Here is a 24,235-nt window from a genome sequence, read left to right on the forward strand (position 1 = left end):
CTGGGCCATCAATACCCAGAACCGTGCCTCCTGAACAATCCGTTCCTTCTTCGATGACATACACAACACCTCGCATCAATAGGGGTGTTGCAACGACCGACTGAACTCACCGGACCTTACCGGGTCTATTCGTACCGCAGCGATTCTACCGGATCGGCTTTCGCTGCCCGTGCTGCGGGCAGGGTGCCCGCGAGCAACGCAATGCCCATCACCATCAGGATGATGACCCCGATGGACAGCGGGTCGAATGCGATCAGAGTGAGCCCGGGCAGGTCGGCCAGCAGCGAGCCGGCGAGAGCAGCGCTGATACCTATCCCCGCGAGAATCGCTCCCGCGGCTCCGATCGCGCTGCCGAGGAATCCGATGAAGGCTGCCTCAAGGCTGAAAAGACCGAACACCTTGCCGCTGCCCATCCCCATGGCCTTCATCAACCCGATCTCACGGGTGCGTTCCTGCACCGACGTAAGAAGTGTATTGACGATCCCGAAGCTGGCCGCCAGCAGCGCGATGACTGCGAAGGCATTCAAAACGAGCACTATCCCATCGATCACCGTCTTGACTGTTCCCAACTGGTCGGCGACCGTAGCGCCCGTATAGCCCGCATCCGCAAGAACTGTTTTCAGGTCGGCGATCTGCTCCTCGCTTGCGGCCGGGTCGAACCAGACCGTTGCCTGGGCATACAGCTCCGCCTGACCCGCAGGCACCCCGATCTTTTGCGTCTGAAACAGTTCCTCGGTCAGTGAATCATTCGGCACAATCGCGGGCCCCGCTGGCGAGGCGATACTCTCCTCAGCTACGCCGCTGACCGTCGCTTCGATCACGTGCTGGGTGCGCAGCGAATCGGTCAGGGCGATCGTGACGGTCTGCCCGACGGCGTCGTCGTTGCCTGTAAATCCGAGCGCCTCCACATAGGAGGCAGGCAGCGCGAACTGGAACTCGCTCCCACTGGTGGACGGCTCGACGCCGGCGAGGAGATTGAGCGTCTGGCCGGCGACCAGACCGCCGATGCCGACAACATATCTGGTCCCGTCGCCGGCCTGAATGTAGTCGGCGGAGATTGCCTTGGTGGCCTCGACGTCGAGCACTCCGGCTATCCCCGCCAGCCCCTCAAGGTCATCCGGGTTCAGGGCCACCACTGTGGCACCGGGAGGACCCGGCTGGGCGCTTTCGATGGAGTCCGGGTTGTACTCGGTCGGACCCGAGTCAGCGGCGCCGAAGGGGGAGCCGGCATCTGATGGTTTCGTGACTGTCATGGTGTCGGAGGCACCCACGCCCGAGACGGTGTCGTCGATGTAGGAGTTGATGCCGGTACCCAGGCCGTTCGTGAGAGTCAGCGTGAACGCACCGACGAAGATCGCGAGGATCGTCAGGATGGTCCGGGTCTTCGACCGGAAAGTGCTCGACACAGCGGTTCCGACCAGGTCCACGATCCTCATGCCGCCACCGCTTCCGACCTGTTGACCAACTGGCCATCGCGGATGAGGATGCGGCGGTCGCACCTCGCTGCCAAGTCCTCGTCATGGGTCACCACGACCAGGGTGATACCGTTCTCGCGGTTGAGGGTAAGCAGCATGTCTTCGACCACCGCGCCAGTGCCGGTATCGAGATTGCCCGTCGGCTCATCGGCGAAGATGATGCGGGGAGTGTTCACCAGGGCACGGGCGATCACTGCCCGCTGTTTCTGGCCACCCGACAGGGTGGCCGCCTTACTGATCGCCTTGTCAGCGAGCTCCAGTTGCTCCAACACTGCCATCGCCCGTCGCCGCCGTTCCACGCGACCGACACCGGCAATCTTCAGGGGCAGCACCACGTTCTCCAGGACCGAAGCGTTGGCTGTCAGGAAGAACTGCTGGAAGACGAATCCGAAGATCCCATTACGTGTCCGGTCCAGCTGGCTGCCCCGGAGGGTGCTGGTATCGATGCCCTCGAGTTCCACCGCGCCGGAGCTCGGAACGTCAAGCAGGGCAAGCACATGCATCAACGTCGACTTACCCGATCCGCTTTTGCCGACAATCGCCACGCTTTCGCCTTCGAAGACGTCCAGGCTCACGCCCCTAAGAGCATCGAAGCGGTTTTGTCCGCGCCCGTACGATTTACTCACGTCCTTGACCGACATGATCGGTATCATCAGTGGTTCTCCTCACCAGATCCAGGCGTTTCCTTGACCCTTCCAGTGTCCCCACCGGAAACAACCGACGCGTCCCCCAACTGCAGACACCTGGCGTACCCTGACCGCGGTAGGTCGGGTACTCCGTGGGGTTGAGTCGCCCTGAGTAGATTCCCGGCATACTGAAGGAATGACCGACGCAAAGGAGTGGCCGCCTGAACGGCGCCGTCCACCCCGTCGTCCACCGTTTTGGGTGGGCGATCTCGGTGCAGCTTTGCTCATCATCGCCGCAGCGTTCGCCCCGTTTCCGGGGTCAGAATTCCGCCCGGGAAGCGGACTGGCAACCGTTCTGGTCATCGCCCCGGCCCTCGTGTTGCCTCTGAGACGCTGGTGGCCTGTTCCGGTGTTGGTTGCAGTCGTCGCGCTCTACGGTGCGGCGTGCCTCGCCGGCACCCTCTCGCCGGGCATAGTTGTCGCCGCCGCTATCGCGATCTTCGGGGTCGCCAGCACAACCACCCGACCAATTACCCTGATCGTGGCGTTTGCCACCCTGCCCGCCGTCGTCCTCTTCAGTCAGTTCGCTTCCGTCGGGAACATCGGTGAACCACCAGTCCTCCAGTTCGCCTTCATGATCGCTTTCGCCTCGGCGGCTGGAGATGCCTCGCGGTCACGGCAGGAGTACATCACGGCCATGACCGAGAGAGCGGAACGAGCCGAACAGACACGGGACGCGGAGGCCAGCCGCCGCGTGGCGGAGGAGCGGCTGCGGATCGCCCGCGACCTGCACGACGCCGTCGCCCATCAGATCTCGGTGATTAGTCTCAACGCCGGTGTCGCCTCGTCGGCACTCGAAACCCGTCCCGAGCGGGCCCGCGAGGCACTCGGGACCATCCGCAGTGCGTCTCGAACGGTGCTGAGCGAAATTGGGAATCTTCTTGAGGTACTCCGCACCGACGACCGCAACGAAGACGCGAACATCCCGCAGCCCGGGCTTGATCGGCTTGATGATCTTCTGGCCCAGTTCTCTACTGTGGGACTTGTCAGCACCACCCGAGTCGATGGTCAGCTGTCGCGAGTAGGCAGCGCCACCGGGCTGGTGGCCTACCGCGTGATCCAGGAGGGCCTGACCAATGCGCACAAGCACGGCTCGGAGCACCGCGCGCACGTCCTGATCGTCGTCACAAAAGCCGATGTGACAATCATTGTCACTAATCCGGTTCACCCCGACGTAGCCCCACTTCATGACGACCAATCACCTCCCGGAGGTCACGGACTGCTGGGGATCAGTGAACGTGTCGCCGCTGTCCGCGGGACTGTCCAGGCCGGGAGCACCCCTGACGGCTGGCGCGTCTTGGCGACACTGCCCCTCACCACGGAGGAACCCTCTTGACCACAGTGCTCGTCGTCGACGATCAGGCTCTGATCCGCCAGGCGGTCACCGACATCCTCTCGTCCGAGCCCGATATCACTGTGCTTGGTGAGGCAGTCAACGGGGCCACAGCGGTCACTCTGGCGCTGGAGCTCCGGCCCGACGTCGTGCTGATGGACATTCGGATGCCGGAACTCGATGGGATCGGCGCCACCGCTGCCATCTGCTCAAACCCCGATCTGACCGAGACCCGGGTACTCATCCTGACCACCTTTGAGGAGGACGAATACCTCATTGCCGCCCTTCGCGCCGGGGCCAGTGGTTTCATCGGCAAGGGGTCGGAGCCGGAGGAAATCGCTCGGGCAGTCCTCGCTGTACACGCAGGCGATTCCCTGTTGTCACCGACTGCCACCCGCAACCTCATCACCCGCTATGTGCTCCCCCCAACACCCGTTGCCGGCACTGGTGCTACAACACCAGTGCCGCCGGAGCTCCGGCATCTGACCGACCGGGAGCGCGAAGTGCTGCTGCTGGTTGCCGGCGGACGTTCGAACCAGGACATCGCCGACCAGCTGGTCATCTCACCGCACACGGCGAAAACCCACATCAACCGGGTGATGACCAAGCTGCACGCCCACGACCGCGCCCAGCTCGTCATCACCGCCTACGAAACTGGGCTACTTTCTCCGGGGGAGCACTAACTATCGCCCCTCCTCCCAAGATAGGTGGCGCCGGAAACGGATCCGGACGGCGCGAGATCGGCAACGCGAAAAGGGTCGACGATGGCGAAGACCGGTACTCCTACCGTGCTGACAAGAAGAAGCGTGTCGATCATCGATGACGGCTCACCATTGTTGGCCACCGCGATTCCCTGTCCGAATGATGCCATGGAGGTGACCACCAGCAGCCCTGCCAGGCCCAGGGAGCCAGTGCTGACCCACACCGCCCAGGGCTGGTGGCTGCCACGGCTCCATGCGTGACCAAACAGGACAACAGTCGCGGCGTACCCGAGTACCGCGGCAACCAGAAGAACCGTCACCACAGCCTGGGGTGCGATAACAATGCTTACGGCAATGGCGGCGGTTGTGAGGCCCACCGTCAGGCCAGCACCCATTTCCTGCGACATCCGGCGACTCGGCCCCCAGCGCCGGCGTTCGAAGACTCCTTGAGTGTTCAGGTTCCGTTTGCTTTCGACTGATACCAAGGACAGGTGAACCCTGCAGCCAGTCTTCCTCCCAATGCACCTCACCTGACTCCGACCACGCTGGGTGATCTGGGTTTCGAAGCTTTAGTGCTACCGGGCAGCACTCCCTCAAGTGAAATTGAGGCCGCGTTTCGATCCGACCGGGGGCTTCGCGCCGTCGTCGTGGACGTCGAGGGCAATCAGTTTGTCCTGACCCGAGACCAGGTTGATGATCAGATGACCGGGCGGCTTGGATTTGGGCGGGCCCTGAACACACGAGCGACGGCAGCAGCATTGCTTCCCCGAGCATCCTTCAGCCTTCCTCCCTCACTGGATCTTCGTGCTGCCGCGGCCGCGTTGCTGGAGCGGCCAGAGGAGTACCGGTACCACGATCTGCTGGTTACTGCCACGGTTCCGCGCATCGTCCCAGTGTCGGAGGTCTTTGAGGCGCTTTCCCACGTCTTTCGGCATGCCGCCCACCATGATCCGTTGACAGGTCTCGCGAACAGGTTATGCCTTGACGAACTCGGGCCGACCCTTCTCACCGGACATGACCCACTCAGGATCGCGGCGCTCTATGTCGACCTGGATGACTTTAAGGTCATTAACGACACCTTCGGGCACCGGGCCGGAGACAGCGTGCTCGCCGCATTCGCCGGCAGGCTCCAGGCGTCCACCACGCCCTCGGCCACGGTTGTCCGACTAGGCGGGGACGAATTCGCGGTGCTGCTACAGGACGTCGGTGAGATCGAGGCGCGCGACGTCGCACACCGGATTCTGCAGTCCTTTAGCGCCCCCTTCAGCTACGACGGACACGACCTCCGCCTGTCCGCTACGGTCGGGCTGGCCATGGGAAGCGACGCTGACGGGCTAGACCCTGAAACACGCCTCGAGTACCTCCTCCGTCATGCGGACACGGCGATGCTTCAAGCCAAACGTGAAGGTAAACGCCAACTGGGTCGAATCGATCCCTCGCAGCCTGCCACCCGTTTCGCACGCCAAGCCCTCATTCGTCGTCGTCTGCCACACGCCTTGAATAACAAAGAGTTCAGTCTCCATTACCAGCCGCTAATGGATGTTCTGACCGGTTCATGTCACGCCGTCGAGGCACTACTTCGCTGGAGAGACCCCGACCTCTGCGCTGTCTCACCCGACCAGTTCATCCCCATCGCCGAACACACAGGCGAGATTCACGCGATAGGCCGGTGGGTCATCGATCAGGCCTGCGCCCAGGCCCGGCTCTGGGCGGACAGCGGCACACCGCGAGCGATTTCCGTCAACGTTTCACCACTGCAGTTGGCCGCTGGCAGCCTGATCACCGATATCAACGAATCGGTGCGGCGGCATGGGATTCCACCAACACTGCTGAACATCGAAATCACTGAAAGTGCCCCCATCGCCGACATCCCCTCCGCGGCCGCACAACTGCGGACACTGATCGATTCCGGCATTGGGGTGGCACTGGACGACTACGGAACCGCCTACTCTTCCCTCGCCCTGCTGCGGGAACTTCCCCTGACCGGACTGAAGCTGGACAAGTCCCTGATTGACACCATCGATACGGATCCCATCTCTGCAATTCTCGTGGCAGGCGTCATCACCCCCGCCAGGGCCATTGGCCTGAGAACGACGGCGGAAGGTGTGGAACGGGAGGCGCAACTGGATGTCCTGAGAGAACTCGGATGCGACACGGCCCAGGGCTATCTCATTTCGCGGCCGTTACCTGCGGCCGACCTCGACGCCGTGGGGCACTTCGGGGGTTCCTTCGACGTGCTGACCCGAAGCGCTTGATCATTCCTGTCTTGTCCGTTTGAGTAGCCACTCAGCTATGGGGGCGCTTTGAACGACCGCTCGGGAGAATGGTCTGCGGTAGCTGGATACGAGACGGCACCATTCCACTCGGATTTCACCCGATGGACCCGGTCGCCGTCGTTGACGAGGGAAAAGCTAACGAGGACTGTGGCTCGGAAGAGAAGCGTTCCGGGCGCCTGTACTCGACCGGAACTCTAGCCCGCTGTCCGGGGGAAGATTCGGTCGAGTTCCTGGAGCTCCGTTTCGGAGGGCACCCAGCACACCGCGTCGACGTTCTGCTGGACCTGTTCCGGCTTGGTAGCCCCCGCAATCACCGATGCCACCGACGGTTGGGCCGCCAACCAGGAGAACGCCACCTGCAGTTCGGTCAGGTCGCGGGCCCGGGCGAACGCACGGAAATCGGCCAGCTGGTTCCAGTCGGCACCGTCAAGCAGGTTGGTGCGGGAATGGGTGAGCCTGCTACCCGCAGGAACCTTCGAGGCGGTGTATTTGCCGGTCAGCAGCCCGTTGGCTAACGGGAAGAAGGGCAACACACCGATCCCGTAGGCTTCGGCGGCGGGAACTACTTCGGCTTCGATCTTGCGTTCCAGCAGGTTCCAGTGGTTTTGGGCGGAGATAAACGGCGTGTACCGGCCGAGCTGGGCGACAAACTCTGCCTCGGCGATCTGCCAGCCAGCACGGTTTGAGTGCCCGATGTACCTGACCTTGCCACTCTGGACCAGTGCATCAAGAGCGGACAGCGTCTCGTCGATCGGTGTCAGGGGGTCGGGCGCATGGAACTGGTACAGGTCGATCCAGTCGGTGCCCAGGCGCCGCAACGAGGCCTCGACGGCCTTCATGATGTAGCGGCGTGACCCGCGGGCTCCCCAGTCGGGCCCGTTAGCGCCCTGAAGATCAAGCCCGAACTTGGTGGCGACCAGCACGTCGTCGCGGTTCTTGACCAAGGCCTTGCCCAGCATCTCCTCGCTCAGGCCGGGAGTCTTACCGTAGGAGTCCGCCACATCGAAGAAATTGATCCCGGCGTCGACGGCCGCGTTGATCACCGCGTTGGTGCCACGCTGGGTTTCCGTTGGCGTCCCTGAGCGGCCCAGGTTGTTGCACCCAAGCCCCACCACTGAAACGTTCAGGCCGGAGTTACCAAGTCTGCGATATTCGGTCATGGCACTACGCTACAACATCCGTTACCCGAGGCACCTTTCGATGCCCGGGGTAACGGTACATCGCTGGGGAATCAGGAGAACCAGATTCCCATTTCGCGCTGGGCCGACTCGGCGGAGTCGGACCCGTGGACCAGGTTCTGCTGTACCTTCAGGCCCCAGTCCCGGCCGAGATCCCCGCGGATGGTACCGGGTGCGGCAGCAGTTGGTTCGGTCGCGCCGGCAAGGGAGCGGAAGCCTTCGATGACCCGTTCGCCTTCGAAGATGGCAGCGACAATCGGCCCGCTGAGCATGAACTCAACAAGTGGTTCGAAGAAGGGCTTGCCGAGATGCTCGGCGTAATGCTCTTCAAGGATCTCACGGGTGGCGGACACCAGCTTCAGGTCCACGAGGGTGTACCCCTTGGCTTCCACCCGGGACAGGATGGTCCCGGTCAGTGCGCGGGACACGCCGTCGGGCTTGATCAGTACAAGAGTGCGTTCAGCGCTCACAGAAGTCCTCCAAAGTGTTGGGTATGGCCAGTGGAACTCTACTAAAGATTAGCCCCGGGCTCTGACCCGCCCTCGGGGTTGGCCCGTTCCCATTCGGCTTGTTGGCGGTCCCGCTCAACGTTCTCGGCATCGAGTCGCCTGCCGGTCCTGATCCCATACAGCCAGGTGAGGGCGAACAGCACACCGATCAGGAACATGGTGGGCTCAATAAACCCGGTGGCAATGATCAGCAGCTGAAGTGCCCAGCCGATCGCAATACCGTAGGGCTTGGTGAGGAAGGCGCACGCACCCACGAGCGCCAACGCAAGGACGACGCCGACCGCCAGGATCAGTGCGGGTGGAATGGTGTCGCGGAGGAGACCAAAGGCGGCGAGGGTGGCAAACAACACCACGAGGGCCTCCAGGGTGAGAACCACCGAGGCGAAGGTCACCTTAATGGAACGACGCTTCTTCGGCGTTCCGGGCCGCCACTCCCGCTGCGCCTTGGTCATGCGGCGCTTTCGATTGTGCTCCATAGTCAACCCGCCTTACTTGCCGAGCAGGGTGCGGGCCTCCCCCACCACCGTGATGGAACCGGTGATGAGGATGCCTCCTGCGAGGTCGTTGTTTTCCTCGGCCTTCATGACCGCCCATTCGAGTGCGTCGTCGAGGCGTTCGGCGATGTGGACATGTTCTTCGGCGAATCCTGCCGCCAGGGCATCCTGGAGGAGGTCGGCGGCGGGGATTGCGCGGGGCGAATTCGACTGGGTCAGGCAGATGTCCTCGAGAATTCCGCCCAGCTCCTCGTGCAGCTCCGCCAGGATGGCTCCAGCGTCCTTGTCCTGCAGCACACCCACGACCAGGATGAGCCGGCTGAAATCGAAGGCCTCCTTGACGGCCGCCGCGGCCGCCTTGGCGCCGGCCGCGTTGTGGGCGGCGTCAACGATGATGCTGGGGGCGGTGCGGACCACTTCAACCCGTCCCGGGGAGGTAACGGTCCGCAACCCTTCGCGGACTACCGCCGCGTCCAGTTCCCGGCTGCCACCACCGATGAACGCCTCCACGGCCGCGACCGCGACGGCGGCGTTCTGTGCCTGATGCGCGCCGTGCAGGGGCAGCAGGAGCTCTTCGTACCGGCCCGCGATGCCGTTGATGGACAGGACCTGCCCTCCGACCCCCACTGTCCGGGTTTCGACGCCGAACTCCACTCCTTCGAAACGGAATTCGACGCCGACCTCCCTCGCCCGTTCCAGGAGCACCTGGGCGGCCTCCTGGTGTTGGGCGGCGCTGATCAGGAAGCCACCGGGTTTGATGATGCCCGACTTCTCCAGTGCAATGTCGTATTCGGTGTCGCCGAGGAGCTCAGTGTGGTCCAGCGAGATCGGCGTAACCACCGACACCTGGCCGTCGCCCACGTTGGTGGCGTCGGTGATGCCGCCCAGGCCCACCTCGATGATGGCGACGTCGACGGGTTCGTCGGCGAAGACAGCGAACGCGAGGATGGTGACACTCTCGAAGTAGGTCAGCCGGGGGTCCCCTTCCGCCTCCAGCTCGGCGTCAATGATTTCCAGGAACGGCCTGATCTCATCCCAGATCCTGACGAAGGTTTCGTCGGAGACCGGTTCGCCGTCGATGCTGATGCGCTCGGTGACCCTGCTCAGGTGCGGGCTCGTGTAGCGGCCCGTCCGGAGCTCGTGCGCCCGAAGAATGCTTTCGACCATCCGCGCGGTGGACGTTTTACCGTTGGTACCGGTGAGGTGGATGATCGGGTAGGCCTTGTTCGGTTCACCCAGGATTTCCATGGCCCGGAGCATCGGTGCCATCCGGGGCTCCATCTTGTTCTCCGGTGCACGGCTCAACAGTTCCGCATAGACGCTCTCGACCGAAAACTGGTCGAAAGCTGCTGGTTCTGAGCCCGTCGGCTCGGGGATCTGTTGGCTCATGGGTGCCTCTCTACTGTCACTGTGAACTCGCCGGTTACTGGCTCGCGGTCTGCCGACGCCGCGGCGACGACCCGTAGCTCGTGGGTGAGCGTTTCCGCTTTGATGAGTGCTGCGTTCGACGTCAGGGCGTCGACCAGCTCGGGTGCAGCGCCCAGGGTAGTGATGATCCTGTCGCTGATGTGGAGGTCCGCGTCGCGCCGGGCTTGCTGGATGGCACGGATGGCATCCCGCGCCGAGCCTTCGGCCGCAAGTTCTTCGGTCACCACGGTGTCGAGGACCAGGAAACCGCCGCCCGGCAGGACCGTGACGGCCTTGCCGGCGTTGTCGCCGTCGTCGGCAACAACGGTCTCGAGCATGTATTCGTGGGATTCCAGCGACAACCCTCCCGCAGTCACGGCACCGTCCGCGGAGACCGACCAGTCGCCGGACTTGGCGGCCTTGATCGCTGCCTGCACGTTCTTGCCGAGGCGCGGTCCTGCCGCGCGGGCGTTCACCACCAGCTGCTGCACGATCCCGAATTCCTCGGGCGACGCGTCCTTCGCATCGAGCAGCCGAACGGTCTTGATGTTCAGCTCATCAGCGATGATCCCCTGGTATTGGCCCAACAGGTCACCGGCCGACGGCGCTACGACCGTCAGGTTGGACAGCGGCAGCCGGACCCGGAGATTCGCTGCCTTGCGCAGGCTGGACCCGGTGGAGCAGATCTGGCGGGTGCGCTCCATATGTTCGACAAGCTCCGGAGCGTCAGGGAACGCTGTTGCCTCGGGCCAGTCCGTCAGGTGCACCGAGCGACCGCCGGTGAGTCCACGCCAGATCTCCTCGGTGACCAGCGGCAGCAGCGGGGCCGCGGCACGGCACACGGCTTCGAGGCACGTGTAGAGCACGTCGAACGCATCGGTGTCCTCGTCGAAGAACCGCTGCCGGCTGCGCCGCACGTACCAATTGGTCAGGGTGTCCAGGTAGCGGCGCAGCGCCTCGCAGGCGTCGCTAATGTTGAACTCATCCAGCGCTGCGGTGGTATCCCGCACCAGGTTTCCGGTGTAGGCGAGGATGTAGCGGTCCAGTGGCTCGGCGAGGCGCTCAGCCTGTTCCGGGCTCACCGGTTTCGCCTCGTACCCGGCCCCGCTGGCAGCGGCGTTCGTGTACAGGCTGAAGAAGTGCCAGACGTTCCATAGCGGCAGGATAACCTGCCGCACACCGTCGCGGATGCCCTGCTCGGTGACGATCAGGTTGCCGCCGCGCAGCACGGGGGACGACATCAGGAACCAGCGCATGGCGTCAGCGCCGTCGCGGTCCAGGACCTCGGTGACGTCCGGGTAGTTGCCCAGGCTCTTGGATGCCTTCTGCCCGTCGTTGCCGAGGACGATGCCGTGGCTGATGACGTTGCGGAACGCGGGTCGGTCGAACAGGGCGGTGGACAGCACGTGCAGCATGTAGAACCAGCCGCGGGTCTGGCCGATGTACTCGACGATGAAGTCAGCGGGGTTGTGCGACTCAAACCATTCCTGGTTCTCCATCGGGTAGTGCACCTGGGCGAAGGGCATGGACCCGGAATCGAACCAGACGTCCAGCACGTCCTCCACACGGCGCATGGTGGACTGACCCTCCTCGGGGGACCGTGGGTCGTCAGGATTGGGACGGGTCAGCTCATCGATGAACGGACGGTGCAGGTCGGGCTCCCCCGCCTTGTTCAACGGCAGCCGGCCGAAGTCCGCCTGGATCTCGGCGAGCGAGCCGTAGACGTCGGTGCGCGGATAGGTGGGGTCGTCGGACTGCCAGACCGGGATGGGGCTGCCCCAGTACCGGTTGCGGCTGATTGACCAGTCCCGGGCATTGGCCAACCACTTACCGAACTGTCCGTCCTTCACGTTCTCCGGGATCCAGTTGATGCCCTGGTTCAGGTCCACCATCCGGGCCTTGATCTTGGTGACCTCAACAAACCAGGAGGACACGGCACGGTAGATCAGTGGGTTACGGCACCGCCAACAGTGTGGGTAGCTGTGCACGTAGCTGGCCTGGCGCACCAGCCGGCCGCCGTCCTTCAGTACCCGGGTGATGGTCTTGTTGGCGTCGAAGACCTGCAGTCCCACAATTTCAGCGAGTGGCCCGTGCCCGTACATCGGGAGGAAGCGGGCTCCTTCGTCCACGGAGAGGATGACCTGGATGCCAGCCTCCTCACAGATTTTCTGGTCCTCCTCGCCGTAGGCCGGTGACTGGTGCACGATGCCTGTTCCGTCGGTGGTCGTGACGTAGTCGGCCACGAGGAAGCGGAACGCGTTTCGGTAGCCGCCCTGCTCCGGGTCGGTGAGGTAGTCCCACAGTGGTTCGTAGCTCAGATCGGCCAGGTCGGCGCCCTGCAGGGTGCGCTCGACGACGGCAGTAGCCTCTTTCGCGGAAGCGTGGCCCAGGTCCTTCGCATAGTTGCCCAGGAGGTCGGCAGCGATCAGGAAGCGCCGCTCGTCGTCGGCCAGCGCCGGTCCGGCGGGAACCACTGCATAGGTGATGTCCGGCCCGACGGCGAGGGCCGCGTTGGTGGGCAGGGTCCAGGGTGTGGTGGTCCACGCGAGTGCATGGACTCCGGCGAGCTCCTGGGACAGCGCCGAGCTGCCGCCAAGGAGAGGGAACGTGACGGTGACCGTCTGGTCCTGGCGGTCCTGGTAGACGTCGTCGTCCATCCGCAACTCATGGTTGGACAGCGGCGTCTCGTCCTTCCAGCAATACGGCAGCACGCGGTAGCCGTTGTAGGTGAGGCCTTTGTCGTACAGGTTCTTGAAGGCCCAGATGACCGACTCCATGTAGTCGATGTTGAGGGTCTTGTAGTCGTTGTCGAAGTCCACCCAGCGGGCCTGGCGGGTGACATAGTCCTGCCATTCGCCGGCGTACTTCATCACTGAGGAACGGCAGGCATCGTTGAATTTGTCGATGCCCATGGCTTCGATCTGCGCCTTGTCGCTCATGCCCAGCTGCTTCATGGCTTCCAGCTCGGCCGGCAGACCGTGGGTGTCCCAGCCGAAACGGCGTTCCACCCGGTGGCCGCGCTGGGTTTGGTAACGGCCCACCAGGTCCTTGGCGTAGCCGGTCAGGAGGTGACCGTAGTGGGGCAGCCCGTTGGCGAACGGCGGGCCGTCGTAGAAGACGAACTCGTTTGAGCCATTCTCGCCGGCGGGCAGATCGGCGTGGCGCTGGTCGATCGACGCCTGGAAAGTGCCATCAGCGTCCCAGTACTTGAGGATGCGTTCCTCGATCTCAGGAAACCTCGGCGACGCCGAGGACGAACTCAGCGACGCTGAGGAGGAAACGGAAGCGCCAGTGGCGCTGTCAAGGCTGGTGGCCTTGGGGTAGATCTGTGGCATGTTGTTCATCCTGTAGGCAAGGTGTGGTTCATTACCTGCGAGGACGTGTCCAGACAGCCGGGTCAGCCTGCAACCCCGCGTTGGACCCGCGGTACCACCTCACTTGCCGCCAGCGAGAGGAAATCCTCCCGCGGCTGCCACTTCGTGACCGCTGTGACGGGCTTACCCGTCCGGTTCTACTGCCCCGCTGTCCGCCTGATTTGTGATCCGTCTGGCGCACGGCGAAGATTCTTCCGGAAGCTCACCGGTGATGGCCGGGTCGAAGCTGTTGCTATCAGTCTAGCGGAAACTAACCGCCACGCGCCGGCCTCTGGTACACCCCGGCCTACTGTTTCCGGATCACCTTGTGGGCTGCGGCCTGCGCCAACGGGCGGACGACAATCTCATCGAGGTTCACATGGTGGGGCACCGTCACCGCATAGGCGACGATGCCAGCGACGTCCTCGCTGGTGAGGGGCTTTTCGACGCCGTCGTACACCTTCGACGCGGCATCTGCGCTGCCCAGCCGGTTCAACGAGAACTCCTCGGTGTGCACCATGCCGGGCAGCACCTCGACGACGCGGACGCCATGCTCTGCTTCCTCGAGCCGGAGCGCCTGGGTCATGGCACGCTGCGCAGCCTTCGCCGCGTTGTACCCGGCGCCACCCTCATAGGAGACCATGCCGGCGGTGGAGGTGAGGTTCAGGACGGTGCCACCCTCGGCCTGGTCCCGGAGCATGGGCAGGAAAGCCCTGGTCATTTTCATGGTGCCGACCACATTCGCCTGATACATCCAGTCCCAGTCGGCGGTCTTCGCCTCGACCATCCGGTCCGCGCCGCGCGCTCCCCCGGCAATGTTGATCAGGGAGTCGGCGCCCCCGGCGTCGGCGACGACGGCGAGCAGCCGCTCGACGTCGTCGTCCTCGGTGATATCGGTGGGCACAGCGATGGCCCCGGTCTCGGCCGCCAGCTCCTCAAGGCGGTCGGCTCGACGGGCGACGGCGAAGACCCGCCAGCCCTGGGCGGCGAGGAGGCGGACCGTAGCCTGCCCAATCCCGGTGCTCGCTCCGGTGACAACTGCTGCTCGCTGGGTTGGCGTCATCTGGGTGGAAGTCATGGATCCAACTTATCGTGAAACACTTGACCCATGGCTGAACACACTCCGGGCACAGACACGCCCGCAACAGTAAATGTCCCTGACAAACCGGTTCTTGAGGGTCTTGAGTCCCGGCTCGCCGCGCAGTGGCGGGCGGAAGGCACCTACACCTTTGATCCCGAGACCTCCCGGGCGGAGGTGTACTCGATTGACACTCCCCCGCCCACGGCATCGGGTTCGCTGCACGTGGGCCACATGTTCTCCTACACGCAGACCGACGTCGTCGCCCGGTACCAGCGGATGCGCGGCAAGAACGTGTTCTATCCGATGGGGTGGGATGACAACGGCCTGCCGACCGAGCGCCGGGTCCAGAACTACTACGGGGTGCGCTGCGATCCGTCGGTCGCCTACGACGCCAGCTATACGCCTCCCGCCGAGCCACCCAAAAATCAGCGCGACTTCGACGCCGTGTCCCGCCGGAACTTCATCGAGCTCTGCGAGGAGCTCGCGGTCCAGGATGAGCTGGTCTTCGAGAACCTGTTCAGCACCCTCGGCCTCTCCGTGGACTGGAACCTGACCTACCGCACCATCGATGACACCTCGCGGGCCGTCAGCCAGCGTGCGTTCCTGGACAACCTCGCCGCTGGCGACGCCTACCTCGCGGAGGCTCCCACCCTGTGGGACGTCACCTTCCGCACCGCGGTGGCCCAGGCGGAACTCGAAGATCGGGAGCAGGCGGGCGCCTACCATCGGATCGCGTTCCACACCCCCGGCGGGGAAAAGATCTTCATTGAGTCGACCCGCCCCGAGTTGTTACCCGCCTGCGTGGCGTTGGTGGCCAATCCCGACGACGACCGGTACGAACACCTGTTCGGCACCACTGTCACATCGCCGCTGTTCGACGTCGAAGTGGAGATCAAGGCGCACGCACTGGCGAAGCCCGACAAGGGCACCGGCATTGCGATGATCTGCACGTTCGGTGACCTCACCGACGTCATCTGGTGGCGCGAACTGCAGCTGCCAACCCGCGCCATCGTGGGCCGCGACGGCCGGATCCGGTCGGAGACCCCCGAATGGATCAACACTGCCAAAGCGCAGGAAAACTACTCGGCGATTGCTGGGAAGACCGTGTTCAGCGCCAAAGAGGGCGTCGTTGCCCTGCTGCGTGCCAGCGGCGAGCTGGAGGGCGAGCCAAAAAAGGTGATCCACCCGGTCAACTTCTACGAGAAGGGCGACAAGCCGCTCGAGGTGGTGACCAGCCGCCAATGGTACCTTCGCAACGGTGGACGTGACGAGGCCAAGCGGGAGAAACTGATCCAGCGGGGCCGGGAAATCGAGTTCCACCCAGGGTTCATGCGCTCACGCTACGAGAACTGGATCGAAGGACTCAACGGCGACTGGCTGGTCTCCCGCCAGCGCTTCTTCGGTGTGCCGATCCCAGTCTGGTACCACCTCGACGCCGACGGCGAACCCGAGTACGAGACCCCAATCGTTCCCACCCACGATGCACTTCCCGTGGACCCGGCGGCCGAGCCAGCACCGGGGTTCGAGGAGAGCTCACGCAACCAGCCGGGCGGTTTCGTCGGCGAAAACGACGTCCTGGATACCTGGGCCACCTCATCCCTGACCCCCCAGATCGTGGGCGGTTGGCCGAAGAACCCCGATCTGTTTGCCAAGGTTTTTCCGTTCGATCTCCGCCCACAGGGTCACGACATCATCAGGACCTGGCTGTTTTCGAGCGCCGTCCGTGCCGACGCGCTGCAGGATTCGGCACCGTGGCGCCATGCCGCGTTGTCGGGCTGGATCCTTGACCCGGACCGCAAGAAGATGTCCAAGTCCAAGGGCAACGTGGTGGTCCCTACCGACGTGCTCGAGGAGTTCGGGGCCGACGCCGTCAGGTACTGGGCCGCCTCGGCGAAGCTGGGCGCGGATACCGCGTACGAAATTGCCCAGATGAAGATCGGGCGCCGGCTGGCCATCAAGCTGCTCAATGCGTCCAAGTTCGTGCTGAACCTGGGTGCCACCGAGCACACGGTCCTCACCGATGACACGTCGGTGGTCACCAATCAGCTGGACCTCTCCCTACTGGCCCAGCTGGCGCAGGTCATCGACGCGTCGACTGCCGCGTTTGAGAAGTACGACTACGCCAAGGCTCTGCAGCTCAGCGAGTCGTTCTTCTGGTCCTTCACCGACGACTATGTCGAGCTCATCAAGGATCGCGCCTACGGTGCGGCGGGCGAGGCCGAGCAGGCCTCAGTACTCGCTACTCTGGCGACCACACTTGACGCCCTACTGCGGATGTTTGCGCCGTTCCTGCCGTTCGCCACCGAGGAAGTGTGGAGCTGGTGGCGCAGCGGATCGGTGCACCGGACCGAATGGCCCACCGCCGGTCATCTTACCGACACCATCCGCACGGCCGACACCGGCGTTCTCGGCACCGTGGCTCTCGCACTCGGCGGCATCCGCCGGTCTAAATCCGAAGCCAAGGTCAAGCAGCGCACCGAGGTGCTCAGCGCCGTCGTCAACGGATCGGCGGCTCAGCTGCGCCAGCTCAACGCCGGGCTGAATGATCTCCTCGCCGCAGGCAACGTGCGTGAGCTACGTCTGGCGGAGGCCGAAGGCGAACTGTCAGTCTTCGAGGTGGAACTGGCACCCGTCGAGGCCGTATAGCCCGGCCCGCCCCGGATTAGACGCGAGAGGCCCCGCAGACCGATCCGGTTTGCGGGGCCCCGATGCGTGCTCGCCTAATTGCACCGGTCTCCGGTGATGCTCAGCTAACCTGCCGAGGCTTCGCTGCGGGTAGAAGCGGACCAGCTGGAACGTGTGCGGAAGGCTCACAATCGGGAGACCGTGAAAAACTATTTTGGTCCGGCGGGACCTTGGTGGCCGTCGTCGTCAGTGATCGTCCCGGTCACCCGGCAGCGGAAAAGACCGATAGCACCGGTCTCCGGATCTTCGGAGGCAAACGCCATCTAAACTTGGTGACCGTTAGCAGCTCGGGGCGGGACGCCGTCTACGCATTGACCGAAGATCATGGCGCGCACCATCGATGACGCGATCGCTCACACGGTCGAAGCGTCACCGACACTAGGTCATAGCCACTAACGCAGTGGGCAGCACCCCGCTAAGGAATACCGGAGAGCAGCCAGCGCGCACCATCCATGAGCACGGACACGGGCTACCCGGATCAGGCTTGGTCGGGTGCCAAGCGGACGGGGGCCCCAGTGCCGAGTACCGCCTCGGCGAGCTCCTCGGGTAGTGCACTGGACCGCCCTTGTGGGCTCCAGCCCTCAACCCAGGCGCCCAGGGCTTGAAGATGCCCAGGGCTTTCGAGCCCGCCCAACCAGACCGACGGGCCCGTTCGACTACTCTTCGAAGCACGGATGGCGACGGCCGCGACGGCACCATTCGCACATTGTTGTAGACAGGATGCAGAAATCAGCACGCCGCCGGATGACCGCGCGACGGCCGCGGCGAGCCCGCCGTCGTCGTTGGCTTTGATGAGCGCAGCGCACCGGTGACCCACGCAGAGCGCCACGACGATGCCAGCTGTACCCCTAGCACTACTTCCCATCACGTCAGCCTTGGCGTGCCTTCAGCCGCGGGTTCTTCTTGTTGATGACGAACGTTCTGCCCCGGCGGCGGACGATCTGAGCCCCCGGGACTTTTTTCAAAGCGCGGAGGGAATTGCGTACTTTCATGGTTCTCCTTCAGTGGACTAACTCTGTGGTCTATCGGCTGGTTTTGTTCGGTGCGTAGATATGGGGGGACCGCAGCTCCTCGTCCGTGACTGCACAGGCTGCCAATAGGCTAGTCACCTCGCACCCGTTGATGTCATCGCCGGTGAGGGCTAGGTGTGTGCCACGGCGCCATTCACCCCGCGGATCGCTGGCCCATGGTCCGCCGTTGCTGAGAGCTATGCGTGGTCCCACGCCGAACACCGCAACTTCGGTGTCCAACAAACCGGCAATCCAGACGCTGCCTCGGACAAAGCAGCAGCCCTCGGAGATGGTACCCAACGCTGACCGAAAGCGATCCGGATGCAGAAGCAGGTCAGTGCGGTATTCGAAGGTGTGGAACGGCCCGGACGGGCTCGGCGTCACTGTGACGGCTCCGGGAAGGCTTCGGACACGTGCCGCGGCATCATCGTGCACACCAAGGTCGGCCGCGGAAGCCCCGAACGCGGGCAGCATCAGCAGATGCGGGGCCAGTTGACCGACAAGCTGGACACCTCTGAGCGCCGATTCTTGATCCGATGGCAACAGATCGCTGGTGGTGGTGAGCGCCGTGTCAGCAAAGAGCAACTCCCCCATCAGGAATTCTCCAGGAGCCCTGGCGTCCTCCGGGACAGCCGTGTACCCGGATTCAAACAACGTGTGATGGTCCCACAGTTGGTTCTCCACGTCCTCAGGCTGTGCGGCTAGCGCCACTGAATCCACAGTGAAATCCCCTGGGGCGATTGCATGAATCCCATCAATTGCGTTCTCGGCTGTGGTCCCCGGCGGCAACCCGACTATCGCCCGAGAAGCACCGGCAGCGGCGAGACGTACCAAAACGGGGACCAAATCGAACCGAACCGTGCAGCTTAGGCAACCGTGCTCAAGGACAGTCGACTCTCGTTCCACCGATTGGCCGCCCCGGTGGATGCGACGGGTCACCACTCCATCATCGAGCAGATCCTGCAGAACCACTGGAACTTCTGGAGACAGCTCGGCCAACTCAGATGCAGCGCTATTGCGGCTCAGGGCGTCAAGCGACGTGATGATGATCAGGTGCATTCCACAAGGATATGAGAATCGTTCTCAAATAGGAAGTTGAGGATTATCTTGGCTATCGCCAGTCGGACGTCGCAACGGACTACTCACCGCAGACGAGGGAGCATCGTGCGATGTCATGTGCCTGCATCCTAATCCCCATCTTTGGCAGAGCAGTTCCCAGCCCGCGCCCTTCCTGACCCGCTCCCATGTCATTACTTACCTCGTCGATGTCCTCTTTCCAGCGGCGGTCGTCCCCGATGGACGCAGCCAGCCAAAGGGACAGCCACGTAGCAGGCAACGATGACACCATCAAATTGAGGGGCGGCGGATACCCGGTCGAAACGCGGTTTCCCGTCCGCCGAGCCTGGATTTCACGACGATCCAACGAAACTGACGGAACCAACTTAGACTTGGCTAATGAATAGTCGGGATGCCAATCCTGGATCCGGGGCCGAAGGCGCCTCTGGAGCAGAGGTAATGTCGCGCGGTGTATCAGCCGGCTTAATTCTGGGTGGGCGGTACAGGCTCGGCACTCCCATTGGTCAGGGCGGGATGGCATCGGTGTACCGGGCTCATGACGAGGTGCTTCACAGGGAGGTAGCCGTCAAGCTCTTCCGTGCGGGCGCAACCGAAGCCGACGAGATCGACCGACAGCAGGGCGAGGCAAGAGTCCTGGCCGGGCTAAGCCACCACAACCTGGTCACGGTCTTTGATATCGGCACAGAGACCGCAATGCTCCACCCACAAACCTACCTGGTCATGGAATTGGTTCACGGCGAGGACCTTCACCGTGCCAAATACAATGCTTCACTCACGGCTGATGAGACCGCTGCCATGGGCGCCGGAGTGGCAGACGCCCTGGCATACATTCACGGCCGCGACATAGTGCACCGGGATGTGAAGCCAGCCAACATCCTCCTCGGTAGGCGCGGGGATGCGCAGCGGGCGCGGAACCCCAAACTCACGGACTTCGGTATTGCCCGGCTGGTGGACAGCGCACGGCTGACTGCCACGGGACAATCCGTCGGCACTGCTGCCTATTTGAGCCCTGAACAGGCTGAGGGACATTCCGTAACTCCGGCCAGCGACATCTACTCTCTGGGGCTGGTACTTCTGGAGTGCCTGACGGGGGACACCGCCTTCCCGGGGCCCGCGGCAGCATCCGCGGCGGCACGGTTGTATCGCGGCCCGCAGATTCCCGCGGCGCTGGGCAACGGGTGGACCTCTCTGCTTCATGCCATGACCGCCCGGGATCCTCTGGACCGCCCCAGCGCAGCCCATATAGCGTCAGCGCTACGTTCCGTCCCCGGTTCCGGCTCTCCGCAAGCGATAGATAATGTCGATCCTAAGACACCAGATCCAGAGACCATTTCAACGATGGGGGGAACTTCTGCCCTCCGACAAGGTTTCGCGTTGCAGGATGGCCAGTCGACTTCAGCCATACCCGCCGCCAATCGGACAGGTAAATTACCTTCGCATTCGCTCATCACCGGACAAAACAACGACCCGGCGCAGCCGGGCAGGACGCAGGGCCTGCCAAGGCAGCGCCGCAAACCGAGGGCCGCCCAATGGGCTCTGATCGCTCTCATCCTGACAGTGGCGCTGCTGGTTATGGCTCTCATGGTTGTGCCTAATTTGAACATAGGATCAGGGCCCACACCGGTTCCCGTTGACTATCCGGCAACCCCTGGAGAACTCGGGGATCTGCTGCAGGAGCTACAGGACAGTGTGGCGCCCTAATGAAAATTACTCGATTCCGAAGTCGCACCTTGGCTGTGGCTATCTGCGTGGCTTTGGTCAGTGGCTGCAGTGCTTCAGAGGGTTATAGCCCAGAGGTCGCCCGACAGCTCCAATCTGAGGTGCTCGCCGTCACCCAGCTCTCTGTCGACGAAGACTACGAAGAAGCCCTCAGCGTTGTGGATGATCTGAGCGTCCGTTTGGACATCCACGCGTCTGATGGGTCCGTTCCAACCGACCGGCGGCAACGCATCGAGGACGCCCTCACCGCCCTCCGCACCTACCTCGAAGCTCGGGCTGGCGACCAATCTGATCCAACCCAACCTGCACCAAAACCGCAGACACCACCGCCGTCACCGAAGGAATCCGCGCCTGCACCTCGAGAACTAATTCCTTCATTCCCTGCTACCCCTGCCCCACAGGGTCCGGCTCCGGGTCCGGGTCCGGGTGCACCAGCGCCACAGCCGCCCGTTGAACCGCTGCCAAACGAACCACAGCCGCCGTCACAGCAGCCCATTGAGCCACCGGCGAGTGAACCACCGCCGCTTGAGCCGCCAGGGACCGAACCACCGGCGCTTGAACCACCGCCGCTCCCGCTGCCGCCCACTGAACCACCGCCGCTCCCGCCGCCGCCCACTGAACCACCGCCGCTCCCGCCGCCGCCCACTGAACCACCGCCGCTCCCGCCGCCCATAGAACCACCGCCGCTCCCGCCGCCCATAGAACCACCGCCGCTCCCGCCGCCGCCCATTGAACCTCCGCCGCTCCCTGGTCCTTGAGTTAACCGTGGGTGCAATAAACGGTTCCAGGCAGGTCATCCGAAGGTTGATGTGAGCGACGCGTGAGGCAGCGTGATCCACATATCCTGGTAGAAATCTTCGTCACGCCAGCCTGGTAACTAGCCCCGTTACCCGAAAGACCCGGGGCTTGACAAACTTCCATCCCCCGCCGCGCGGATCAGTCCCGCTCTTGTGAAGGCCTGATTCGGGTGGTGGGGGAAGAACGCCAGGAGTTCATATTGGCGCACAGTGACGGTCACCGCGGCGACGTCACCTTGTATAGTCCGGATGGCCGGGTCCAGTAGAAATTGTCCGCATCTGACCGCCGGTTCCGGTCGTACTGCGCGACGCAGTACGGAACCTACCCGTAACCGCCTGCATGCCTCAGCACCGTCGAGCCCCGAAACCGTGCGATCCAGGATGACCAGGTTAGGCCACCGTTCCTCAACAAACGACGCGCAGCAAGTCCATCCGCGGTGACCGAAAGTCGCCGCGGTGGTGCCACCCCGTCACCATAGCGAGCGAAGACCCTTACTGGCGTCACAGGACTGTAAGGTCCGCCACTGGATAGCGGGCCTAGATTTGATGCATCCCCCCAATCAAGGAGCTGAATCCCATGTCTAACCAACCCAGCCACAGCATTACAGCGGGACCCATGAGCGTCCCGATGCGCGCTTCGCGGCGGAAGCGCTCGAACACCCGAAAGAATCTGGGCATCATCGCTCTCGGTGCAGCAATGGCGTTGGTTCCGGCTGGCTCGCCCGCGGTCGCCGGAGGCGCTGAGCTTTTCCTGGACAGCGCCATCGCGGTGGACAGCGCCAACGGCACCGTCACGCTACCGCTCCTTGAAGGCCGCCACGACGGGGCAGTCGTCTGGTACGTCGCCACCGAATCATCCGACAAGAGGGACGCGGAACGCCGCGGAATCAACCATGCCGGGTCGCTCGTCAACACCTTGGGCACCAAGGCTGTACAGCATGCGCCGCGGGTGAACGGGCTACTCCACTTCACGGGCACTGTGGACTTCAGCCCGACCCGAATTGCAGTGCCCGGACCGGATGCCTTCCCACCGGCCACAGTTCAGGCCGGAGCGGTGGGAGATGCCGACTACAGCCCGCTTGTGACTCCCGACGGACGCACGGTGCTGAACGCTACACAGGTAGCTAACGCTTCAGGAATCCATGATGCCATCGCGCCTAACGGGCTTGACATCGCGAAACGCCGAGTCACGCTCAAGACCCTGAACGGTTTCTACGAAGGCAACAGGGTGCAATACCTTCACCAGGACGCGTCAATTGAACTTGTTGCGGCGCTCGAAGGATCCACGTGGGCACCTAACCTCGACTTCGCGCCGGGGTTGGCCACCTTCGACCGCGATACATCCGCTCGCGCTGCGATCATCCCCATCGTGAACGGCCCCCGAGGGGCCGGGAACCCTCAGCGCCAAGGACTTCAATCGGCTGTCGCCGGTGAGGGTGATCCGTTGAACATTACCCAGGTAGTGCCTGGCGATAACGACTACACCCCCATCTGGGATGTAACGCCCGCCCTATGGACGCAACAAGCCATTGAGGACGGTCAACGGATACGGCTGAAGGATCATGACGAGGTTGCGAATCTCTTTCAGGCAGGCCTTCTGACAAGCGCCGGAGCAGGACCGGCCAACAAATCGTTGAACGGTCTCCGGGCCCTGCCAGGGATCTCCAACTGTCCGGTGGTGATCGAACTCGACTGAGGACCCACAGGGCGTTTCCCCCACCCGGGAAACGCTCCGTGAGGGGGGGCTCGACCACTAAAGAGATCACGGTTGCTACACAAATCCCTGCGGTCCGTGTCCCGAGGCTGTTGCTTTGTTGGGCACTGTTAGTCGAAGACTGGGTCCTCGGTGCGTGAGCGCTTCAGTTCGAAGAATTCAGGGAACTCGGCGAGCATCACCGCGCCGTCGAAGACGCGACCAGCGGCCTCGCCGCGGGGAATACGGGTCAGCACTGGCCCGAAGAACGCCGTGCCGTTGAATGCGACAACTGGGGTTCCAACCTCGTCCCCGACCCGGTCGATTCCGTCCTGATGGGACGCGCGAAGCTGCGAGTCGTATTCGTCGCTCGTCGCGTAGGCGGCCAGCTCGGCGGGAAGACCGACCTCTTCAAGGGATTCGCTGATGACTGCAGCGAAGTCCTCATTCTTGCCTTGGTGGATCCGGGTGCCCAAGGCGTCGTACAGCCTTTTGATGTTGTCGTTGCCGTGGAGTTCAGCGGCAGCGATGATGACGCGCACCGGCCCGTAGGCCCGCTTCATCAACCCTTGGTATTCCTCAGGGAGATCCCGGCCGGCGTTAAGGACGGCGAGGCTCATGACATGCCAGTCGACCGTGATGCTGCGGACCTTTTCCACTTCTTCGATCCACCGTGAGGTTACCCAGGCGAAGGGGCACACGGGATCGAACCAAAAATCGGCCTTCTGGACATTGTTTGAGGGAGAAATCGTTTCAGTCAT

At 63.4% G+C, this 24,235-nt stretch carries 21 protein-coding genes; 6 read left to right on the plus strand and 15 right to left on the minus strand.

The window, feature by feature from the left end; translation table 11 throughout:
* Positions 1-125 precede the first annotated feature (125 nt).
* Together ACX80O_RS09570 and ACX80O_RS09575 are read right to left on the minus strand one after the other, a co-directional pair.
* Positions 126-1,436 carry an ABC transporter permease gene (locus ACX80O_RS09570; RefSeq protein WP_459333304.1) on the minus strand — a complete coding sequence of 437 codons (1,311 nt, stop codon included), beginning with the start codon at positions 1,434-1,436 and terminating at the stop codon, positions 126-128.
* Complete coding sequence (locus ACX80O_RS09575) at positions 1,433-2,128, minus strand: ABC transporter ATP-binding protein (protein WP_459333305.1); 696 nt, start codon at positions 2,126-2,128, stop codon at positions 1,433-1,435. Before ACX80O_RS09575 ends, ACX80O_RS09570 begins: the two co-directional genes overlap by 4 nt.
* A gap of 169 nt (positions 2,129-2,297) precedes the next feature.
* Between ACX80O_RS09575 and ACX80O_RS09580 the strand changes: the two genes are divergently transcribed.
* Both ACX80O_RS09580 and ACX80O_RS09585 read left to right on the plus strand, forming a co-directional pair.
* Positions 2,298-3,497: a sensor histidine kinase gene (locus ACX80O_RS09580; protein ID WP_459333306.1), complete on the plus strand. Its 1,200-nt coding sequence runs from the start codon at positions 2,298-2,300 to the stop codon at positions 3,495-3,497.
* On the plus strand, positions 3,494-4,177 hold the full coding sequence (locus tag ACX80O_RS09585; RefSeq protein ID WP_459333307.1) for a response regulator transcription factor: 684 nt from the start codon (positions 3,494-3,496) through the stop codon (positions 4,175-4,177). The genes ACX80O_RS09580 and ACX80O_RS09585 overlap by 4 nt, the downstream gene beginning before the upstream one ends.
* Here ACX80O_RS09585 and ACX80O_RS09590 read toward each other — a convergent pair.
* Positions 4,174-4,602 carry a hypothetical protein gene (locus tag ACX80O_RS09590; RefSeq protein WP_459333308.1) on the minus strand — a complete coding sequence of 143 codons (429 nt, stop codon included), beginning with the start codon at positions 4,600-4,602 and terminating at the stop codon, positions 4,174-4,176. The genes ACX80O_RS09585 and ACX80O_RS09590 overlap by 4 nt on opposite strands.
* A gap of 84 nt (positions 4,603-4,686) precedes the next feature.
* Between ACX80O_RS09590 and ACX80O_RS09595 the strand changes: the two genes are divergently transcribed.
* Positions 4,687-6,450 (plus strand): putative bifunctional diguanylate cyclase/phosphodiesterase, encoded by a 1,764-nt coding sequence (locus ACX80O_RS09595; protein WP_459333309.1) that lies wholly within the window; start codon positions 4,687-4,689, stop codon positions 6,448-6,450.
* Positions 6,451-6,665: 215 nt separating this feature from the next.
* On the opposite strand, the gene ACX80O_RS09600 is transcribed toward ACX80O_RS09595, so the two are convergent.
* The 6 genes from ACX80O_RS09600 to ACX80O_RS09625 form a co-directional block, all read right to left on the minus strand.
* Positions 6,666-7,631: an aldo/keto reductase gene (locus tag ACX80O_RS09600; protein WP_459333310.1), complete on the minus strand. Its 966-nt coding sequence runs from the start codon at positions 7,629-7,631 to the stop codon at positions 6,666-6,668.
* Between the two features lie 71 nt (positions 7,632-7,702).
* Positions 7,703-8,119 (minus strand): nucleoside-diphosphate kinase, encoded by a 417-nt coding sequence (gene ndk / locus ACX80O_RS09605; RefSeq protein WP_459333311.1) that lies wholly within the window; start codon positions 8,117-8,119, stop codon positions 7,703-7,705.
* Positions 8,120-8,160: 41 nt separating this feature from the next.
* A complete protein-coding gene (locus ACX80O_RS09610) occupies positions 8,161-8,634 on the minus strand; it encodes a DUF4233 domain-containing protein (RefSeq protein ID WP_459307199.1) in 474 nt (157 codons plus the stop codon).
* A gap of 12 nt (positions 8,635-8,646) precedes the next feature.
* On the minus strand, positions 8,647-10,041 hold the full coding sequence (locus ACX80O_RS09615; RefSeq protein WP_459307198.1) for a bifunctional folylpolyglutamate synthase/dihydrofolate synthase: 1,395 nt from the start codon (positions 10,039-10,041) through the stop codon (positions 8,647-8,649).
* Complete coding sequence (gene ileS, locus ACX80O_RS09620) at positions 10,038-13,403, minus strand: isoleucine--tRNA ligase (RefSeq protein WP_459333312.1); 3,366 nt, start codon at positions 13,401-13,403, stop codon at positions 10,038-10,040. Before ileS ends, ACX80O_RS09615 begins: the two co-directional genes overlap by 4 nt.
* A 316-nt stretch (positions 13,404-13,719) precedes the next feature.
* Positions 13,720-14,490, minus strand: a complete 771-nt coding sequence (locus ACX80O_RS09625) for an SDR family oxidoreductase (RefSeq protein WP_459307196.1) — start codon at positions 14,488-14,490, stop codon at positions 13,720-13,722.
* Between the two features lie 30 nt (positions 14,491-14,520).
* Between ACX80O_RS09625 and valS the strand changes: the two genes are divergently transcribed.
* A complete protein-coding gene (gene valS / locus ACX80O_RS09630; protein WP_459333313.1) occupies positions 14,521-17,139 on the plus strand; it encodes a valine--tRNA ligase in 2,619 nt (872 codons plus the stop codon).
* Between the two features lie 517 nt (positions 17,140-17,656).
* Here valS and ACX80O_RS09635 read toward each other — a convergent pair.
* From ACX80O_RS09635 to ACX80O_RS09645, 3 genes are read right to left on the minus strand one after another with little or no spacing between them, the layout of a single operon-like run.
* Positions 17,657-18,043, minus strand: coding sequence for a hypothetical protein (locus ACX80O_RS09635; protein WP_459307194.1), 387 nt, complete (start codon positions 18,041-18,043; stop codon positions 17,657-17,659).
* Between the two features lie 4 nt (positions 18,044-18,047).
* Entirely contained in the window at positions 18,048-18,170 is a 123-nt protein-coding gene (gene ykgO, locus ACX80O_RS09640) for a type B 50S ribosomal protein L36 (protein ID WP_459307193.1), read from the minus strand.
* 30 nt (positions 18,171-18,200) lie between these two features.
* A complete protein-coding gene (locus ACX80O_RS09645; protein WP_459333314.1) occupies positions 18,201-19,247 on the minus strand; it encodes a GTP-binding protein in 1,047 nt (348 codons plus the stop codon).
* A gap of 396 nt (positions 19,248-19,643) precedes the next feature.
* On the opposite strand from ACX80O_RS09645, the gene ACX80O_RS09650 reads away from it, so the two are divergent.
* Complete coding sequence (locus ACX80O_RS09650) at positions 19,644-20,966, plus strand: serine/threonine-protein kinase (protein ID WP_459307191.1); 1,323 nt, start codon at positions 19,644-19,646, stop codon at positions 20,964-20,966.
* A 74-nt stretch (positions 20,967-21,040) separates the two neighbouring features.
* On the opposite strand, the gene ACX80O_RS09655 is transcribed toward ACX80O_RS09650, so the two are convergent.
* Positions 21,041-21,271, minus strand: coding sequence for a hypothetical protein (locus ACX80O_RS09655; RefSeq protein ID WP_459333315.1), 231 nt, complete (start codon positions 21,269-21,271; stop codon positions 21,041-21,043).
* Between the two features lie 97 nt (positions 21,272-21,368).
* A complete protein-coding gene (locus ACX80O_RS09660; RefSeq protein WP_459333316.1) occupies positions 21,369-21,692 on the minus strand; it encodes a hypothetical protein in 324 nt (107 codons plus the stop codon).
* Positions 21,693-22,358: 666 nt separating this feature from the next.
* Here ACX80O_RS09660 and ACX80O_RS09665 point away from each other — a divergent pair.
* Positions 22,359-23,477, plus strand: coding sequence for a hypothetical protein (locus ACX80O_RS09665; protein ID WP_459333317.1), 1,119 nt, complete (start codon positions 22,359-22,361; stop codon positions 23,475-23,477).
* Positions 23,478-23,605: 128 nt separating this feature from the next.
* Here the strand turns inward: ACX80O_RS09665 and ACX80O_RS09670 are convergent, their stop codons facing one another.
* Positions 23,606-24,235: a mycothiol-dependent nitroreductase Rv2466c family protein gene (locus tag ACX80O_RS09670; protein ID WP_459333318.1), complete on the minus strand. Its 630-nt coding sequence runs from the start codon at positions 24,233-24,235 to the stop codon at positions 23,606-23,608.

The organism is Arthrobacter glycogeni, from assembly GCF_054511155.1.

What these genes read in the sequence shown, in the direction of transcription:
- ACX80O_RS09570 (WP_459333304.1), bottom strand. Translation starts at nt 1,436, where the DNA reads ATGAGGATCGTGGACCTGGTCGGAACCGCTGTGTCGAGCACTTTCCGG.
- ACX80O_RS09575 (WP_459333305.1), bottom strand. Translation starts at nt 2,128, where the DNA reads ATGATACCGATCATGTCGGTCAAGGACGTGAGTAAATCGTACGGGCGC.
- ACX80O_RS09580 (WP_459333306.1), top strand. Translation starts at nt 2,298, where the DNA reads ATGACCGACGCAAAGGAGTGGCCGCCTGAACGGCGCCGTCCACCCCGT.
- ACX80O_RS09590 (WP_459333308.1), bottom strand. Translation starts at nt 4,602, where the DNA reads ATGTCGCAGGAAATGGGTGCTGGCCTGACGGTGGGCCTCACAACCGCC.
- ACX80O_RS09600 (WP_459333310.1), bottom strand. Translation starts at nt 7,631, where the DNA reads ATGACCGAATATCGCAGACTTGGTAACTCCGGCCTGAACGTTTCAGTG.
- ACX80O_RS09610 (WP_459307199.1), bottom strand. Translation starts at nt 8,634, where the DNA reads ATGGAGCACAATCGAAAGCGCCGCATGACCAAGGCGCAGCGGGAGTGG.
- ACX80O_RS09615 (WP_459307198.1), bottom strand. Translation starts at nt 10,041, where the DNA reads ATGAGCCAACAGATCCCCGAGCCGACGGGCTCAGAACCAGCAGCTTTC.
- ileS (WP_459333312.1), bottom strand. Translation starts at nt 13,403, where the DNA reads ATGAACAACATGCCACAGATCTACCCCAAGGCCACCAGCCTTGACAGC.
- ACX80O_RS09625 (WP_459307196.1), bottom strand. Translation starts at nt 14,490, where the DNA reads ATGACTTCCACCCAGATGACGCCAACCCAGCGAGCAGCAGTTGTCACC.
- valS (WP_459333313.1), top strand. Translation starts at nt 14,521, where the DNA reads ATGGCTGAACACACTCCGGGCACAGACACGCCCGCAACAGTAAATGTC.
- ACX80O_RS09635 (WP_459307194.1), bottom strand. Translation starts at nt 18,043, where the DNA reads ATGGGAAGTAGTGCTAGGGGTACAGCTGGCATCGTCGTGGCGCTCTGC.
- ykgO (WP_459307193.1), bottom strand. Translation starts at nt 18,170, where the DNA reads ATGAAAGTACGCAATTCCCTCCGCGCTTTGAAAAAAGTCCCGGGGGCT.
- ACX80O_RS09645 (WP_459333314.1), bottom strand. Translation starts at nt 19,247, where the DNA reads ATGCACCTGATCATCATCACGTCGCTTGACGCCCTGAGCCGCAATAGC.
- ACX80O_RS09650 (WP_459307191.1), top strand. Translation starts at nt 19,644, where the DNA reads ATGAATAGTCGGGATGCCAATCCTGGATCCGGGGCCGAAGGCGCCTCT.
- ACX80O_RS09665 (WP_459333317.1), top strand. Translation starts at nt 22,359, where the DNA reads ATGTCTAACCAACCCAGCCACAGCATTACAGCGGGACCCATGAGCGTC.
- ACX80O_RS09670 (WP_459333318.1), bottom strand. Translation starts at nt 24,235, where the DNA reads ATGACTGAAACGATTTCTCCCTCAAACAATGTCCAGAAGGCCGATTTT.